The organism is Mycolicibacterium boenickei, from assembly GCF_010731295.1.
GTDB classification, from domain to species: Bacteria; Actinomycetota; Actinomycetes; order Mycobacteriales; family Mycobacteriaceae; genus Mycobacterium; species Mycobacterium boenickei.
The window spans coordinates 1,230,585-1,245,391 of sequence record NZ_AP022579.1; the positions used below are offsets into that span (position 1 = coordinate 1,230,585).

13 protein-coding genes are annotated in these 14,807 nt (G+C 67.8%); 8 read left to right on the forward strand and 5 right to left on the reverse strand.

Annotation, left to right across the window (positions count from 1 at the left end; genetic code table 11):
- Positions 1-24 precede the first annotated feature (24 nt).
- Together G6N57_RS05720 and G6N57_RS05725 are read left to right on the forward strand one after the other, a co-directional pair.
- Positions 25-600 carry a PadR family transcriptional regulator gene (locus G6N57_RS05720; protein ID WP_077739657.1) on the forward strand — a complete coding sequence of 192 codons (576 nt, stop codon included), beginning with the start codon at positions 25-27 and terminating at the stop codon, positions 598-600.
- A 154-nt stretch (positions 601-754) separates the two neighbouring features.
- Positions 755-1,780, forward strand: coding sequence for a fused (3R)-hydroxyacyl-ACP dehydratase subunits HadA/HadB (locus tag G6N57_RS05725; protein ID WP_077739658.1), 1,026 nt, complete (start codon positions 755-757; stop codon positions 1,778-1,780).
- Here the strand turns inward: G6N57_RS05725 and G6N57_RS05730 are convergent.
- Genes G6N57_RS05730 through G6N57_RS05740 form a run of 3 tightly spaced genes read right to left on the reverse strand, consistent with a single transcriptional unit; the run spans position 1,777 to position 3,986 of the window.
- Positions 1,777-2,424 (reverse strand): maleylpyruvate isomerase family mycothiol-dependent enzyme, encoded by a 648-nt coding sequence (locus tag G6N57_RS05730; RefSeq protein WP_097926177.1) that lies wholly within the window; start codon positions 2,422-2,424, stop codon positions 1,777-1,779. The genes G6N57_RS05725 and G6N57_RS05730 overlap by 4 nt on opposite strands.
- A 12-nt stretch (positions 2,425-2,436) precedes the next feature.
- A complete protein-coding gene (locus G6N57_RS05735; protein WP_234815742.1) occupies positions 2,437-3,180 on the reverse strand; it encodes an SCO6745 family protein in 744 nt (247 codons plus the stop codon).
- A 26-nt stretch (positions 3,181-3,206) separates the two neighbouring features.
- Complete coding sequence (locus G6N57_RS05740) at positions 3,207-3,986, reverse strand: DUF1906 domain-containing protein (RefSeq protein ID WP_077739660.1); 780 nt, start codon at positions 3,984-3,986, stop codon at positions 3,207-3,209.
- 159 nt (positions 3,987-4,145) lie between these two features.
- On the opposite strand from G6N57_RS05740, the gene G6N57_RS05745 reads away from it, so the two are divergent.
- A complete protein-coding gene (locus G6N57_RS05745) occupies positions 4,146-6,227 on the forward strand; it encodes an AMP-binding protein (protein WP_077739661.1) in 2,082 nt (693 codons plus the stop codon).
- A 9-nt stretch (positions 6,228-6,236) separates the two neighbouring features.
- On the opposite strand, the gene G6N57_RS05750 is transcribed toward G6N57_RS05745, so the two are convergent.
- On the reverse strand, positions 6,237-7,883 hold the full coding sequence (locus G6N57_RS05750; RefSeq protein ID WP_077741786.1) for an ABC-F family ATP-binding cassette domain-containing protein: 1,647 nt from the start codon (positions 7,881-7,883) through the stop codon (positions 6,237-6,239).
- A 167-nt stretch (positions 7,884-8,050) separates the two neighbouring features.
- Between G6N57_RS05750 and G6N57_RS05755 the strand changes: the two genes are divergently transcribed.
- The 4 genes from G6N57_RS05755 to G6N57_RS05770 all read left to right on the forward strand — a co-directional run bounded on the left by G6N57_RS05755 (position 8,051) and on the right by G6N57_RS05770 (position 13,295).
- Positions 8,051-10,084, forward strand: a complete 2,034-nt coding sequence (locus G6N57_RS05755; protein WP_077739662.1) for a toprim domain-containing protein — start codon at positions 8,051-8,053, stop codon at positions 10,082-10,084.
- Between the two features lie 11 nt (positions 10,085-10,095).
- Positions 10,096-12,252, forward strand: coding sequence for a DNA gyrase subunit A (locus G6N57_RS05760; protein WP_077739663.1), 2,157 nt, complete (start codon positions 10,096-10,098; stop codon positions 12,250-12,252).
- A 21-nt stretch (positions 12,253-12,273) separates the two neighbouring features.
- Positions 12,274-12,414 carry a hypothetical protein gene (locus G6N57_RS05765; protein WP_162563923.1) on the forward strand — a complete coding sequence of 47 codons (141 nt, stop codon included), beginning with the start codon at positions 12,274-12,276 and terminating at the stop codon, positions 12,412-12,414.
- Between the two features lie 119 nt (positions 12,415-12,533).
- Positions 12,534-13,295 carry a DUF1906 domain-containing protein gene (locus tag G6N57_RS05770; protein WP_036443583.1) on the forward strand — a complete coding sequence of 254 codons (762 nt, stop codon included), beginning with the start codon at positions 12,534-12,536 and terminating at the stop codon, positions 13,293-13,295.
- Positions 13,296-13,301: 6 nt separating this feature from the next.
- On the opposite strand, the gene G6N57_RS05775 is transcribed toward G6N57_RS05770, so the two are convergent.
- Positions 13,302-13,739: a hypothetical protein gene (locus G6N57_RS05775; RefSeq protein WP_077739664.1), complete on the reverse strand. Its 438-nt coding sequence runs from the start codon at positions 13,737-13,739 to the stop codon at positions 13,302-13,304.
- A 173-nt stretch (positions 13,740-13,912) separates the two neighbouring features.
- On the opposite strand from G6N57_RS05775, the gene G6N57_RS05780 reads away from it, so the two are divergent.
- Positions 13,913-14,803, forward strand: coding sequence for a serine hydrolase (locus tag G6N57_RS05780; protein ID WP_077739665.1), 891 nt, complete (start codon positions 13,913-13,915; stop codon positions 14,801-14,803).
- Positions 14,804-14,807 lie beyond the last annotated feature (4 nt).

Sequence of the window (14,807 nt, forward strand, 5' to 3'; positions counted from 1 at the left end):
TCACTTCGCTGCTAGCATCGGCCCATGGCGCTACGCGACGCAGTCCTGGCCGCGCTCCTCGACGGCGAGGCATCGGGCTATGACCTGGCCAAAGGGTTCGACGCGTCCGTGGCCAACTTCTGGATGGCGACGCCCCAGCAGCTCTACCGCGAGCTGGACCGGATGGCCGCCGATGGGTTGATCGCCGCGCGACTCGTCGAACAGGACCGCCGGCCGAACAAGCGCCTGTTCTCATTGACCGACGCGGGCCGGCAGGCATTGCTCGAGTTCTCCGAGACACCGCCGAAACCCGGCGCGATTCGCGAGGACCTGCTGGTGCAGATCCAGGCGGTGGATTCCGGCAACATCGGGGCAGTCCGCGACGCGTTGGCCGAACGTCTGCAGTGGGCCACCGCAAAACTCGCGCGTTACCGGCGCACGCAGGACCACCTCCTGGCGGGGCGTACCGAAGATGCCTACCTGGCCGAGGCCGAGCGCGTCGGCCCCTACCTGACCTTGCTGCGCGGAATCCAGTTCGAAGAAGAGAACGTCGCCTGGGCAGGCCGGGCACTCGCCGTCATCGAACAGCGCCTGGCCGCGGCGGGCCCGCCGCTTCGATGACCGTGTCCTGCGGCTCGGTGACCCACGCGCTGAACATACGGAGGCCCGGCACGGTGCGAACCATATCTGCCGGTTTTACGCGTAGCGCCGGCCAGACGTTAGTGTGCTTTCGTCGGCTTCAGCGAACAGGCCGATAGAAAAGTTGAGCAGATTCATGACCGCAGCACCAGAAGCATCGGCGCTCGAAGCCCGCGTCGGCCACTACTACGAGGCGGACGGCCTCTACCTGGTCGGCCGCGAGAAGGTACGTGAGTACGCCCGGGCCGTGCAGGACTACCACCCCGCACACTGGGACGTCGACGCCGCCGCGAAGCTGGGCTATTCGGGTCTGGTCGCGCCGCTGACCTTCACCTCGACCCCGGCCATGGCCTGCAACCGGCGCATGTTCGAGTCGATCGTGGTCGGTTATGACACCTACCTGCAGACCGAAGAGGTCTTCGAGCAGCACCGCCCGATCGTGGCCGGCGACGAGCTGCACGTCGACGTCGAACTGACATCGGTGCGCAGGATCGCCGGACGCGACATGATCACCGTCACCAACACCTTCACCGACCGGGCCGGGGAGCGCGTGCACACGCTGCACACCACCGTCGTCGGTGTCACCGCCGAGGATCTCAACCCCGAGATCAAGACCGCCGTGCAACGCGCGATGATGCACGACGTCGACATCTTCGGCGTCGGCGACGACGAGTACGAGAAGACCGTGCGCCCCGAAGGCGAGATCCGGATCGCCGACGGCGGCACGACCCGCACGCCGGGCACGCCGTCCTTCGACGACGTGAAGGTCGGCGACGAGCTCGGCGTGCACCACACCCGGTTGTCCCGGGGCGACCTGGTGAACTACGCCGGCGTGGCCGGCGACGCCAACCCGATTCACTGGGACGAGGACATCGCCAAGCTGGCCGGGCTTCCCGACGTGATCGCCCACGGCATGCTGACCATGGGTCTGGGTGCCGGATTCGTCTCCACCTGGACGGGCGATCCCGGCGCGGTCACTCGCTACGCGGTGCGGCTGTCCCAGCCCGCCATCGTGTCGGCCAAGGAGGGCGCCGACATCGAGTTCAGCGGCAAGATCAAGTCGCTGGATCCGGAGACCCGAACCGGTGTCGTCATCGTCGCCGCGAAGTCCGACGGCAAGAAGATCTTCGGGCTGGCGACCATGAACGTCCGCTTCAGCTAAGACAGCCGCGACCTCAGAACGCTCAGGCCGTCGCCTGACAGCTGCTCGAACGCGACGGTGCGTCCGCACACCGCCAGCATCAGGGCAACGCCCGGGCCGGTGATCACCCGGCCCTCACCCCAGGTTCGCCCGGTATCCGCATCGCGCAATTCGATGCCGCGCAGGCGCCGGTGCGGAAAGAAGCCGAGTTGCGTTCGGCTGGTGAGGAAGTCGAGCACCCAGGCGACCTGGTGTGGATCCGGCCGATGCGGAAGACCCAGCGGGATCCGCATGTCGGCGCCGTGCACCAACACGTCGGTCAACCCCGAGACCGGGCCCGTGACCGGCGGGCTCAGTCGGTAGTCGGCGCCGCGGCGCAGCGTCTCGGCGATCTCGGCCGCCGAGGCCCGCGCTCGGCGGCGGGCCAGCGCGTCGATCCCGCGGTCGACGCTGCCGTGGCGAACGCCGCTGGCCAGAAACCCCCAGAACCCGTCGGTGAAATCGCTGACCAAATGGGCCGCAACGGTTTTGACGTCCCACCCGGCGCACAGGCTGGGTGTGCCAAGCTGCTCCGCGTCGAGACCCTCGACCAGGTCGGCGATCGCCCGGCGCCCGTCGGCCACCGCCGCGAACACCCGCTCGCGTTCCTCCGCGCCCAGCCGCACAGCCCGGCCTGCTCAGCGCGGGACGCCGGCCTTCAGCGAGACCAACGCCGCGGTGCTCAGATCGGCCAGCTCCCGGGCCTCGGCCGGATCCAGAGCGGCCGCGAAGATCTCGGTCATCCGCCGGTTGGTCGCCTGCTCGATCTCGGCGTAGCGGTCCTTCTTGTCCGCACCGTCGGCGAACGGCTCGGGCCAGCCGAACATCGTGGTGTACTGCGGCCCCTTGTTGAGCATGTGCGCCTCCACCGGAGCGATGCCCGAGATCGTCAGCGCATTGAAGTGCACCCCGGCGCGCAGCTCACGGAGCACGAACATCACCTGCAACGCGCGGGCCGCGGGATCGTCGGCCAACGGCATCGCCCGCCAGCCGGCGAACAACGGCAACCCCGCGATCGGTGTCACGGCGATGATCTTCTCCCCCAGTGCGGCGATACGATCCAGCCCCTCGGCGCCCGACAGATACTTACGCCCGAAATCGGCGGCCTGCTGCCAATACTGTTGCGCCGCACCGGCAGCCCCGCGCACCGCAACACCCTCGTCCCACATCGCCGCGAGCCCGTTCGGCTCGAATACCGCGAACACCGCGCTGACTGTGGCGCCGGTGGCCTCGCCCAGCACTCCGCCACGGCCGGCCACGTAGCCGGCCAGCGGGTTCTCATAACCCGCGGCGACACTGGCACCGAAGTTCTCCGGATGCAGCATGAAGACGGCGACGGCCTGCTCCATCGCCGTACCCGCGGCAGCCGCAGCGTCGGCCATGTCGGTGTTGCTCAAGGCGATGACTCCTATCTGGCGAGATCCCACTGGCCGAAATCGGCTGCGAGAACATCGTTCACGTCAACATGGATGCCGTCGATCACGAAACCCGGGTCGGACGCGGTGACCACTTCCCTCTGGAACAACACGGCAGCCGGTTCACGCTCACCCCGAGACCAAGCCTTCGTCTGCCAGGCCCAACGATAGCCCGGGCTGGTCGAGGACCCGACGACACCGTCGGCGATGGCCCACCCGCACTGACGGCGGCCGCCGTAGATCCCGGTGCGGCCAACACCCAAGACGGAGTTGATGCCCCGAAACCACCTGACTGCCTGGCTTTTCCAGGTTGCGGCATCGATGTCTTCGTCGACGCTGAAGAAGATCGGCGCCGACGCCGGACCGCTGGCCGCGGTGTGCAGGCCCAACGCAGTCTGAGCGTCGGCCACTCCCCCGTCATAGCCGCGAGTGAAGTCCGACGGCGTCGGCCAACCCGGTTTGCCGAACTGATAGCAGCTGACGACCTGAAGACCTGCCGCCCGCAAGCGGTCGGCGTAGTCACGGGTCACGGGTTTGAAATCGAACGTGGCTCCCGGGCGCAGTTCGGAGACGTAGACCAGCGCGCCACCGAAGCCCGCGGACTTCAACTGCTCGGGCTGGACCAACCGGTCGGCGAAATCGACGATCTGCAAGCCGCCGGCAGCGGCCCGTGGAGCGCCGGCCGTCGCGGTCAGGGCACCGGGCACGGCCAACACCGGGCCGAACAACGCGGCGTACCTGAGTACGTCGCGCCGTGAAGCAGACTGCGGCACGGACCGAAGCGTATCCGCGGATCTGGCCCAACTCCACCCCCGAAAGTTGCCCGGGAAACGATCACAATCGCATTCGTCGGCGAAAACAGGCCCGCACCGGGGACGGATGAACCAGAATGGCTAGTCGCAGCTAACTACCGACATCCTGGCAGAACCACAGTGGCACGAGACGTGATCGCCGTCGACACGACGCTCGATCACCCATGTCCCGATATCTGGCCCATCCTGGAGGCACCCGATCTCTACCCGCGGTTCTTTCGCGGTATCGGGTCGTGCGAACAGGTCGCAGGCGACCCGCAACTCTTCGAGGTGCGGCTGTCCACGTCCCGCGGCGCCGTCGTGGTCCACGAGATGCGCCGGACGGTCCGCCTGTCGGGTGTGGAGTTACGGCTCGACGCGACGCAGACGGGTCGGTGTTTCGCCTCCATCCGGCTGACCCCCGAAGGACGCGGCGCCCGGATCGCGCTGAGGATCTTTGCCGTCGGCACGCTGCACCCCGACATCGCGAAAGCCAGCGACAACGCCGTCGAGAACTGGATCCGCGAAGGGCTGCAGCGCATCTCGGACTACCTCGCGGGCGAGCCGTCGGCACAGCTGGTCAACATGGGTGACGGGCGGTCTCTGCAGCTCAACGTCTTGAGGACCATGATCACCAGCGGTGTGGTCCGCGCATCCCGCCCCGATCGCGGTCTTCGCCAACTCAATTCGCTCGCCAAATGGGGATTCACGCTCGCCGGCGGCCTCACCGCCGCCGCCGCGCGGGCACCCCGCACCATCGCGTCGATCGACGAATACGGGACATCGACCTACGCCGACGTGGCCGAACGCACCACCCACCTGGCGTCGGGCCTTGCGGTGATCGGATTCAGCAGCGACAGCACGTTCGCGGTTCTGGCCCGCAACCATTCGGCGATGGTCGAGTGCATGGTGGCGGCCAGCAAGTTGGGCGCAGACCTGGTGTTGCTGAACACCGGCCTGGCTGCCCGTGCGATCGAAGAGATCGTCAACCGCCACAACGTCGACGCCATATTCGTCGACGGCGACTTCGAACCGGAAGTGCGGTATGTCTCCGCGGACATCCCACGAATCTCGATCCACGCCGATTCGGCTACGCGGCACCGCAGGTCGGTGGACGACCTCATCGCCACCGGCACCGGCGCCGCCCCGGTATCGCCACCGAAACAACCAGGCAAGCTGGTGGCACTCACCTCGGGCACCACCGGCACACCCAAGGGCGCCCGGAGGCCAACGCCACCCGGCTTCGGCGCTATTGCCGCGATGCTGTCCCGCATGCCGCTGCGGCACGGCGAAGTGATGCTGCTGAGCGCGCCGCTGTTTCACACCTGGGGCCTGGCCGCGCTGCAAGTGAGCACCCCGTTGCTGGCGACTGTGGTGCTGATGGAACGGTTCGACGCCGAGGAATGTCTCAAAGCCATTGAGCGCCACCGCTGCACCGTGGTGATCCTGGTTCCGGTGATGCTGCAACGCATTCTCGAACTGCCGGCCGACGTACTCAGCCGATACGACACCTCATCGCTGAAGGTGGTCGCCAGCAGTGGGTCACCGATTCCTGGCGCGGCCGTCACCAAGTTCATGGAGATCTTCGGCGACGTGCTCTACAACTTCTACGGATCCACCGAGGTGTCCTGGGCGACCATCGCCGATCCCGCCGACCTGCGCGTCGCTCCCACCACCGCGGGCCGGCCACCCTTGGGCACCCGTATCGCCATCCTCGACGAGCGCGGCCGGGTGGCGCCGGTCGGCGCCGTCGGCCGCATCTTCGTCGGCAACGACATGCTGTTCGACGGCTACACCAATGCGAAATCGCCTGCGATCGAGGACAGGCTGATGGACACCGGCGACCTCGGGTACCTCGACGGCAGCGGCCGTCTGTTCGTCGCCGGACGTGACGACGACATGATCATCTCGGGGGGCGAGAACGTTTTCCCCCGCCCGGTCGAAGAGGCGATCGCCGTGCTGCCCCAGGTCGCCGACGTCGCGGTGGTCGGCGTACCGGATCCGGAATTCGGCCAGCGGTTGGCCGCGTTCGTCGTGCGCACCGACGGGTCGTCGCTCGACGCGGACACCGTCAAGAACTACGTCCGGAACCGCCTGAGCCGCTTCTCGATTCCGCGCGACGTCACCTTCGTCGATCAGCTGCCCCGCACCGCTACCGGCAAGGTGCTGAAACGTCACCTGATCGAGGGCCAGTTCCCGATGGAGATGGGGTGGCCGGGCTGACCGCTGTGGCTACAACTCGGTGACCTGCCCCTTGTCGACCAGCCACGACCGGTCGAGGCGAACGTTCTCCAGCATCCGGCGATCATGCGTCACCAGGAGCAGGGCACCGTCATAGGACTCCAGCGCCTGCTCCAGCTGCTCGATGGCCGGGAGGTCGAGATGGTTCGTCGGCTCATCGAGCACCAGCACGTTCGTGCCACAGGCCTGCAGCAGCGCCAGCCCGGCCCGGGTCCGCTCGCCCGGTGAGAGGTCGTCGACTGCGCGTTCCACGTGGTCGGCCTTCAGGCCGAACTTCGCCAGCAGCGTCCGGACCTCGGCCGTCGGCCACTCCGGCACATGGCGCTCGAACCGGTCGACCAGCCGCCCTTCGCCGGTGAAATCTGCTCGCGCCTGGTCGATTTCACCGATGGCGACATTCGCACCCAGGCTCGCGCGACCCTCGTCGGGTTGCCGACGGCCGAGCAGGAGCCGCAGCAACGTCGACTTCCCCGCCCCGTTCGGGCCGGTGATCCCGATCCGCTCGCCGGCATTCACCTGCAGCGATACCGGACCGAGTGTGAAATCACCCTGCCGCACAACAGCATTGTCCAGCGTCGCCACCACCGAACTCGACCGTGGTGCCGCGGCGATCGTGAACTGCAGGGTCCACTCCTTGCGGGGCTCCTCGACCTCCTCCAGCCGGGCGATCCGGCTCTCCATCTGCCGCACCTTCTGCGCCTGCTTCTCGCTGGACTCGGTTTGCGCCCGCCGCCGGTTCTTGTCGTTGTCCGGCGCCTTGCGCATCGCGTTGCGCACCCCCTGGCTCGACCACTCCCGTTGGGTGCGAGCCCGAGCCACGAGATCGGCTTTCTTCTCGGCGAACTCGTCGTACTCTTCCCTGCGGTGCCGGCGCGCGACTTCCCGCTCTTCCAAATAGCTTTCGTAGCCACCGCCGTAGACCGTGGTGCGGTTCTGCGCCAGATCCAGTTCCAGGACGCGGGTCACGGTGCGGGCCAGGAACTCCCGGTCGTGGCTGACCAGCACCACGCCACCGCGGAGGTCGGAGACGATGTTCTCCAGCCGGTCCAGGCCGTCGAGGTCGAGATCGTTGGTCGGTTCATCGAGCAGGACGATGTCGAACCGCGAGAGCATCAGCGCGGCGAGCCCGACCCGTGCCGCCTGCCCGCCTGACAACGCGGTCATCGGCGTCGAATCGGGTCGCATCGTGTCGGCATCGAACCCCAGCTCGGCCAGCACCACCGGCATCCGCTCGTCGAGGTCCGCCGCACCGGTGGCCAGCCAATGATCGAGCGCGGCGGAATAGGCGTCGGCATCTGCGTCCGGATCGGCGAGGGCCGCCGCGGCGGTGTCCATCGCCACGGTCGCCTGAGTGCAGCCGGTACGCCGCGCGATGTAGGCCGCGACGGTCTCGCCCGGCACCCGCTCATGCTCCTGCGGCAGCCACCCGACGAAACCGTCCACGGGAGCGAGGTTGATCACACCCTCGAGTGGCTCGAGATCTCCGGCCAGGATGCGCAGCAACGTGCTCTTACCCGCACCATTGGCGCCCACGACCCCCACCACATCTCCGGGCGCCACAGTCAGGTCCAGCCCCTCGAACAGGGTGCGGTGGGCGAATCCGCCGGCCACGTTCTTCGCGACAAGCGTTGCGGTCATGGCCATATGGTCGCATTCCCGGCAATCTCTCCCGATATCGCCAGGTTCATGGCCGGTTTGGCCGTGGCAGTGGGGCCCGGTGTCGGCAACTCAGGGCAGAATGCGTATGCCTCCCGTGCCACAGGGGTGGCTGCGCGGGGCATCGGCCCTGGTAGGAAAGGACAGCAGTGAGTTACAACGCCGCAGACATCACCGAGCTCGACGATGTCCAGCACACACGCCTGCGGCCGGCGGTAAACCTGGGCCTCGACGTCCTCAACACCGCGTTGCGTGAGCTGGTCGACAACGCGATCGAAGAGGTCGCCGACCCCAGCCACGGCGGATCCACGGTGACGATCACCTTGCACACCGACGGATCGGTCAGCGTCGCCGACGACGGCCGCGGCCTGCCCGTCGACTCCGACCCGGTGACCGGGAAGAACGGCATCGTCAAGACGCTGGGCACCGCGCGCGCCGGCGGCAAGTTCTCCGCCCATACCGACGCGACCAGCACCGGAGCTGGTTTGAACGGGATCGGCGCCGCCGCAGCGGTGTTCATCTCCGCCCGCACCGACGTGACCGTGCGCCGCGCCGGCAAGACCTACCTACAGAGCTTCGGCCACGGCTATCCCGGGACGTTCGAGGGTAAAGAGTTCGACCCGGACGCCCCCTTCACCCGAGCGGACACGCAGAAGCTCAAGGGCGCGGGCAACCGCAAGCCCGACGCGCACGGCACCACGGTGCGCATCCTGTTCGACGCCGCCGTGGTTCCGGACGCCAGTGTGGACATCGGCGAGGTCCTGCTGCGGGCACACGCCGCGGCCCGGATGTGTCCGGGCGTGCACCTGACCGTCGTCGACGAAGGCTGGCCCGGCGAGGAAGTGCCGCCTGCACTGCTCGAGCCGTTCAGCGGCCCGTGGGGCACCGACGCCCTCCTGGACCTCATGTGCACCGCCGCCGGAACTCCCCTCCCGGCGGTCCGCGCGGTCGTAGAGGGCCGCGGCGAATACACCACCGGGCGCGGTCCCACTCCGTTTCGCTGGTCACTGACCGCCGGACCGGCCGAACCGATCACCGTGGCCGCGTTCTGCAACACCGTGCGCACCCCAGGTGGCGGATCGCATCTGACCGCCGCGGTGAAGGGCCTGTCCGAGGCACTGGCTGATCGCGCGTCCCGGATCCGCGATCTCGGCCTGGCCAAAGGTGAGGACGGCCCGGAGCCCCAGGATTTCGCCGCCGTCACCGCGCTGGCCGTCGACACCCGCGCGCCGGACGTCGGATGGGACTCCCAGGCCAAGACCGCGGTGTCGTCACGTTCGCTGAACGTGGCGATGGCACCGGACGTGGCGCGCAGCGTCACGATCTGGGCGGCCAACCCCGCCAACGGCGACACCGTCACGCTGTGGACGAAGCTGGCACTCGAGTCGGCCCGGGCCCGCCGCAGCGCCGAGGGGGCCAAAGCCCGATCCCGCGCGGCGTCGAAAGCCAAAGGGTTGGGTACCAATCTGTCGCTGCCGCCCAAGCTGCTACCCAGCCGGGAGACCGGACGCGGCTCGGGTGCCGAATTGTTCCTGTGCGAGGGCGATTCGGCGCTGGGCACCATCAAGGCTGCGCGCGACGCGACATTCCAGGCCGCCTTCCCGCTGAAAGGCAAGCCGCCCAACGTCTACGGCTTCGCCGTGAGCAAGGCGCGGGCCAAGGACGAGTTCGACTCGATCGAACGCATCCTGGGTTGCGGGATACGTGACAGTTGCGACCCCGAATTGTGCCGGTACGACCGGATCTTGTTCGCCTCCGACGCCGACCCGGACGGCGGCAACATCAACTCCAGCCTCATCTCGATGTTCCTCGACTTCTACCGCCCGCTCGTCGCGGCCGGGATGGTCTACGTGACGCTGCCGCCGCTGTTTGTGGTCAAAGACGGCCAGCAGCGGGTCTACTGCCAGGACGAGTCCGAACGCGACACCGCCGTGGCCCAGATGAAAGCCACCTCGAAGCGGCGAGTGGAGGTTCAGCGCAACAAAGGTCTCGGTGAGATGGACGCCGACGACTTCTGGAATACCGTGCTGGATCCCCAGCGCCGCACAGTGATTCGGGTACATCCCGATGACAGTGAGAAGAAGCTGCACCACATCTTGTTCGGCGGGCCACCGGAGGGCCGGCGCACGTGGATGGCCGATGTGGCCGCCCGTGTTGACACCTCCGCGCTGGACCTGACCTAGGAAGAAGTACCGTGACCGCCACCCTGGACGTTCCCGAACAGAACCAAGATCTGGTGCTCGACCAGAGCGCCGACGACTACTGGAACCACTACCAGCTGACCTTCGCGCTCTACAGCGTCAGCGACCGGGCCATCCCGTCCGCGTTCGACGGGCTCAAACCCGGTCAACGGCGCCTGCTCTACCAGATGCACGAGTCGAAACTGCTGCCCGGAAACAAGCCGCAGAAGTCGTCGAAGATCTGCTCGGCAGTCACCGGCAACCTGCACCCGCACGGCGGTGCGTCGATGTACGGGGCGGCGGCCCTGATGGCTGCCGAGTTCCAGCGCGTCAAAGTCATTGACGGACAAGGCGCTTTCCCCCGCATCCAGGGCGACATTCCCGCGGCCGACCGGTACACCGAGATGCGGCTGTCTGCACAGGGGGCGGCCCTGACCGCCGAGCTCGACAGCCACGCGGTGCCGATGGTCCAAACCTTCGACGGTGAATGGACCGAGCCGACCTGGCTTCCGGCCCAGTGGCCGGTGCTGCTGTGCAACGGCGCCGTCGGCATCGCCGAAGGGTGGGCCACCAAGGTGCCCGCCCACAATCCGCGCGAGGTGCTCGCAGCCTGCCGGGCGCTGCTGAAAACCCCGAACATGACCGACGACAGGCTGGTCAAGCTCATCCCCGGTCCCGACTGGGGATGCGGGGCCACCGTCGTCGGCACCGCCGGCCTGCGTGAGTACATCACCACCGGCCGCGGCCAGTTCACGGTCCGCGGGACGGTGTCCGTCGACGGTAAGAACTGTGTCATCACCGAGCTACCCCCCGGTGTGGCGAGTAACACTGTGCAGGACCGGATCCGGGCCATGGTCGAGTCCGGGGAGCTGTCCGGCGTGGCCGACATGTCGGACCTGACCGACCGCCGTAACGGGTTGCGCATCGTCGTCACCGCCAAGCGTGGCCACAGTGCCGAACAGATCCGCGAGCAACTGCTGGCCCTGACTCCGCTCGAGTCGACCTTCGCGGCCAGCCTGGTCGCGCTCGACGAGGATCGGGTGCCGCGCTGGTGGTCGGTGCGCGAACTGATCTCAGCCTTCTTGCACCTGCGGGATTCTGTGGTGCTGCGCCGCAGCGAGTACCGCCTGGACAAGGTCTCCGCGCGGCGTCACCTGGTCGCCGGATTGATGAAAATCCACCTCGACATCGACACCGCCGTCGCGATCATTCGGGCGTCCGAGACCGTCGACGAGGCCCGCCAGGGATTGCAGGAACGGTTCTCGATCGACTCCGAGCAGGCCGATTATGTTCTGAGCCTGCAGCTTCGGCGTCTGACCAAGCTCGATGTGATCGAGTTGCAGGCCGAGGCGGAAAAGCTGGATGCCGAGTTCGCCGAGCTCACCGAACTGGTGGGCAATCCCGACGCGCGCCGGGTGGTGATCGACAAGGAGCTCGTGGAGACCGCGAAGCTGTTCAAGGGCCCGGAGTTCGACCGGCGCACCGTCCTGGACTTCGATGCCACCCCCACCGTGTCGAGTTCCGACGACGACGGCCCGCGCGAGCGGAAGGTCAACGCTTCCTGGCGACTGGACGACCGCGGCGTGTTCTCCGATAGCCACGGCGAGCTGCTCACCTCGGGTCTCGGCTGGGCGGTGTGGACCGACGGGCGGGTGAAGTTCACCGCCGGCAACGGTCTGCCGTTCAAGATCCGCGACATCCCGGTGGCGCCGGACATCACCGGGCTGCTGCGTTCCGGGGTGCTCGCCGACGGCTACCACCTGGCGTTGGTGACCCGGCGCGGGAAGATCCTGCGCATCGACCCGGGGGCGGTCAATCCGCAGGGCGTGGCGGGTAATGGCGTGGCCGGGGTGAAGCTGGCGGGCGACGGAGACGAAGTCATCGCGGCGCTGCCCGTCTCGTGTCGCAACGGCGAAGCAATCCTGTCGATTTCCGAAAAGGGCTGGAAGGTAACCGAAGTCGCCGATATCCCGGTCAAGGGCCGCGGCGGTGCAGGTGTCGGATTCCATCCGTTCGTCAACGGCGAGGATGCGCTGCTGTCGGCATCGATCTCCCCGACCGGGTTCGTGCGGGGGAAGCGGGCCGTCCGGGCCGAGAATCGCGCGAAGGCTTCCGTCAAGGGTGCGGGCGGCGCCGACGTGACACCGGCACCCGAGACCGCAACCGAGTAGACAACCGCACGAGGAGGCTCCATGGTCAGCGCGGAACCGCACATCTACATCACCGTGCCGTCGGTACGGATCTGGGCCAAGAACAACCGCTGGGCGGTCGCCGCCCTGGTCCTGGTCGCCGTCCTGGTGGTGCTCGCGGCTCTGGCCTTGCTGTTGTCGTAACGGCGCGTTGCCTTGCGGGGTCCCCTCAGGCCTTGCCTGGATAACGGTGCGGCATCGAAACCGGAGGGGTTCGCGAGTCGCCACAGCTGTCGCAGCAGCCACATTGTTAACATCGCGTCGTGGAGGTTTCCCGCCGTGACGCGCTGCGCTGTGCCGCGGCGCTGGCCGGGCTGGGTGTGGCCGCAGCGGGCCTCGGCGCGCCTCCGGCGTCGGCCGCCGCTCCCACGCTGATCGACTTCGCCATGCGCCAGATTCCGCCGCAGGACATCCGGGCCGCGGGCCACTCCGGGGTGATCAACTACGTCGCGACGTCACGTCCCGGATCGTCCTTCGGCGCCAAGCCGATCACCCTGCCCTATGCCCGCCAGCTCACCGCCGCAGGGCTCGTCATCGTCAGCAACTTCCAATACGGCAAGCCGGGCGGGACGGCACCATCGGACTTCACCCGCGGGTACCCCGGCGGCGTCGCCGACGCACGCACCGCCTGGCAACTGCACACCGCGGCAGGTGGCGGAAAGAGCGCCCCGGTCTTCTTCAGCGTCGACGACGACATCGACCGCAACACCTGGAACACCGTTGCGCTGCCGTGGTTTCGCGGAATCAACTCGGTCATCGGAGTCCAGCGCACCGGCATCTACGCGGGTATCCGGCCGTGCCAGTGGGCGATCGAGGATGGAGTGATCGGCAGGTCGGGCACCCCGGGCCGCGCCTGGGCCTGGCAGACCCGGTCCTGGTCCGGCGGTCAGGTCCATCCCGCCGCGGTGCTCTACCAGCGAGTGATCGACACCGCGTCGAATCCCGGACCAGTGGTCGGCGGCCTCCGCGTCGACGTCAACGATGCCTTGGCCTCCGATGTGGGCCAATGGAACCTACATCCGTGAGGCGGTTCAGGGGGTGACCCGCAGCTCAGCTCCCGGATGCGAACTGAGCGTGACCACCACTGTGCCGCTGCCCGTCTCGAACGTGGTGTTGGCGTAACCGATGAAGCCGTAATGGCCGTCAATCGTCGACACGGCGGTGATGTCACCGCGGCCTGAGCCGCCGGTGTCGAGATTCACCCAGGCGGCCGTAACTGTGAGTGCACACGAACCGTCGTAGATACCGGCGTCGTAGTGGATCGCCACGCGTACACCGTCTTCAACCCGATCCCGGACCTGCACGGGAGTCACCTGCGCCTCGGCGCTGACGCTCCCGGCACACGTCGGGGACGCGACCACCGGGACCGGACCGAGCTGCGCGGAACCCTCGGCGTGGGCCGCGGCCACCCACCACCAGGGAGCCGCCACCACGACGCCGAGAATGCCGGCAGCGCGGAGCGCAATCATGTTCCGATTATCGACTTCCCGCGGGCCACCGTTACCGGGCGCAGTCGCCGTCAACTGGCTCATCCGGGTGGGCCGGTTAAGCTAGTCCAACCGTCGGGCGCAGTGTCCATTCCCAGCTCCCCTGGCGCGGACCGATCGGAGGATTTGTGCGAAGGCAGCTGTCGAAGTGGGCGATGACGAGCGTGGCAGTCGTCAGCGTGGCGACGCTCGTCAATGGTTGCGAGGCACAGGTCAAGGCTGACAACCTTCCGCAGGCACCAGTCATCGCCCCGCAGGCCACGACTCGCGTCCTACCCCTGAATCCGCCAGACGAGGCCGCCGTGGCGCCCTTCGAGGGGCTCGATGCCCGTACCCGGCAAGCCACCGCTGGGGCGGCCAAGTCCGGGGCCAAGATCGAGGTCGTCGTGTTGGACCGCGACACCGGCCAGATCGTCTCCAACGGCGCGACCCAGCCTTTCCCGATCGCCTCGGTGGTGAAGCTGTTCATCGCCGACGACCTGCTGCTGCAGGAATCGAAGGGCGAGACGAAACTGACTGCTGCCGACCGCAGGTCGCTCGACGTCATGCTGCGCTCCTCGGACGACGGTGCGGCCCAGACCTTCTGGGACCGCAGCGGAGGAAACGCCGTCATCTCGCGCATCGTGGCGCGCTACGGGTTGAAGGGCACCACCGCGCCGTACAACGGACACTGGGACGTCACGCAGAGCACCGCAAGCGATCTCGTGCGCTACTACGACATGCTGCTGGACGGCAGTGGCGGGTTACCCCCCGAGCAGGCCGACGTGATCATCAGCAACCTGGCGCAGTCCACACCGACCGGAACCGACGGATACCCCCAGCGCTTCGGCATCCCCGACGGGCTCTACGCCGAGCCGGTCGCGGTCAAGCAAGGCTGGTTCTGCTGCTGGAACGGGGCCAACCAGCTGCACGTTTCGACCGGCGCCATCGGACCCGAACGCCGCTACGTCATGGCGATCAGCTCGCTGGAACCCGGTGACGCCGGCGCGGCTCGCGACACCGTCACCCAGGCCGTCAAGACGATGTTCCCGGGCGGGCGCATCTAGACGC